This is a genomic window from Caldisericota bacterium (genome assembly GCA_034717215.1).
Taxonomy (GTDB): Bacteria; Caldisericota; Caldisericia; order Caldisericales; family Caldisericaceae; genus UBA646.
This window is the reverse complement of the sequence record JAYELD010000082.1, coordinates 1-1,814: the sequence shown is the minus strand read 5'-3', so window position 1 is coordinate 1,814 and position 1,814 is coordinate 1. Positions and strand designations below refer to the sequence as shown.

Annotated in this window: 2 protein-coding genes; both read right to left on the bottom strand. The window is 52.4% G+C overall.

What is annotated here, in order from left to right; genetic code table 11:
• Positions 1-51: 51 nt before the first annotated feature.
• The gene (locus U9Q18_03285) at positions 52-1,551 is read right to left on the bottom strand and encodes an ISKra4 family transposase (protein MEA3313380.1); all 1,500 of its coding nucleotides are present in this window, start codon (positions 1,549-1,551) and stop codon (positions 52-54) included.
• Between the two features lie 99 nt (positions 1,552-1,650).
• Entirely contained in the window at positions 1,651-1,758 is a 108-nt protein-coding gene (locus U9Q18_03280) for a transposase (protein MEA3313379.1), read from the bottom strand.
• Between the last annotated feature and the right edge of the window lie 56 nt (positions 1,759-1,814).

Genomic DNA, 1,814 nt, shown 5'->3' with positions numbered 1-1,814 from the left:
AGAGGTATCGATGTGCAACGGCCAATTCAAATGGGTGCAACCAGCCGCCCGCTATGCGGCTTCGCCTTTCACTTCAGTCCATTTGATGTCAATCTGACGCTTGTAGGGATATAATCGCTGGCATTGTTTCTGTATCCTGTAGTGCTGGAAGCTCTTCCAATCTCCGTTGAGATACAGGGCCCGTAGATGGAGAATGGATTGTGCTCCGGGAATACGCCAATGCATGCCCGTTTGCTCCATGCGATCCTTCACGACATGCCGGCAAGCGCCTTCGACCACGCCACTGCCGAGGGGATAGCCAGCCGATAGGAACTCATCATACTTCATGAAACGACGATTGTTTTCCAAATAGGTTATGGCTGCGTCCAGCTTCTCTCGTTTGTTTTTGCTCAACTTGTTTTTGACACTCATCTGTTTGATACCACCAATGACATACCCCACTTTACCTTCCAGCAGGCGTTCCAGCCGGGCCTTTACAAAGGCTTGCGCTTCCTTGCTGCTCTCCGGATAAAAGCAATAGGCAACGGTCCACAATCGCTCCAAGACATGATAGAGATCCAGGATACAAACAACACCCGGAAACATGGACTTCAAGATTCGCCACAGCTTTCGCTCACCATCCATGACACATACAACAGGGTGACGTCCCTGGGGGTTTCGCTTGGCAACTTCCTGATCCAACCAGGGGAAGATGAATTCCGTCCCCTTGATCTCCTCCCCTTCATACCGTTGCGTCAATTCGGCACGCAAGCGTTTGTCTTTCGGCTTAGGACGCTCGGCTTGTTTCTCGTGACGCATCACTTCATTGACGACATCCTGCGCAGTCCGGACAAAAGGCTCAATCGTGTAAACACCTCCCACGCAGGCCATTTTCTTCTTACTGGGTTTTTGGCCTTTCTTCAGACGGCCCTTGGGGGCGGGACCCTCCTCTTGGACGTTCCGACGCATCTTGACGCCTTTATGATCAGCCGTCAGCACAATAATGGATCCCTTCGGAGCCGGTGGAGGCGCAGGTTGCTGCTCAAAGAATTCCGCCACATCCTGTGCCATGCTTTGACTCATGGTTTCCAGGCTACCAACGGTTTGTCCGAGGCCTAATAGGCGATGGACGCTCTGACGCGATTGTTCATACGAGCCTTGGACACAAAAGGATTGATCCCAGTCCTGCAACAGATTTGAAAAATCGCTGTCCGGTAGCCCCAATCGACTGTCCAAGGGAAGGACTTGAAGCTTCTGGGTGGGGCGACTCCCGTAGGCGGTTCGCGGAATGTTCAGTTCACCAAAAACAGAAACGTACCGTCGGTTATATAGGCCCTTTAGCCGTTTGAGTTGCCGATCTTCATAGGTTAAGGTCGGTCCCATGTCACCGGTGCCTTGAGCATGGACAAAACCGCCCAGTGTGGCCAAGCCGAGTCGTAGGAGTCGCGTCCAAAGATCCTGCTCGACCACATCGATACGAGTGCCTTCCTGAGCGGCTTTTTGAACCAGGGCAATCATGTCATCGAATTCTGCTTTTGCCTTGAGAATGTCCGTTTCCTTCAGTACGATCATGGTTGGGCCTCCTTAAAAAGCGTAAACGTCGTTTTGGACTATCAATGGTTAACGCTTTGAGGCCCATAATATCAAGCTTGATATCCCTAAACCCTTTACTTAAAACAACATAGAGGCGCGCTTCGCTGGTTGCACCCCCAGCATATGCACATGCGGATGGTGATGAAGTTGGCCGGTCCAGGTGTGCAAAACCGCCAGGAGGCCCACCTCGGCACCGACAAAGCGTTTCTCCGCGGCAAGATCACGCACGCTCTCGGCGGCCG

Coding starts and splice junctions, on each gene's coding strand:
- U9Q18_03285 (MEA3313380.1), bottom strand. CDS start 1,551: ATGATCGTACTGAAGGAAACGGACATTCTCAAGGCAAAAGCAGAATTC.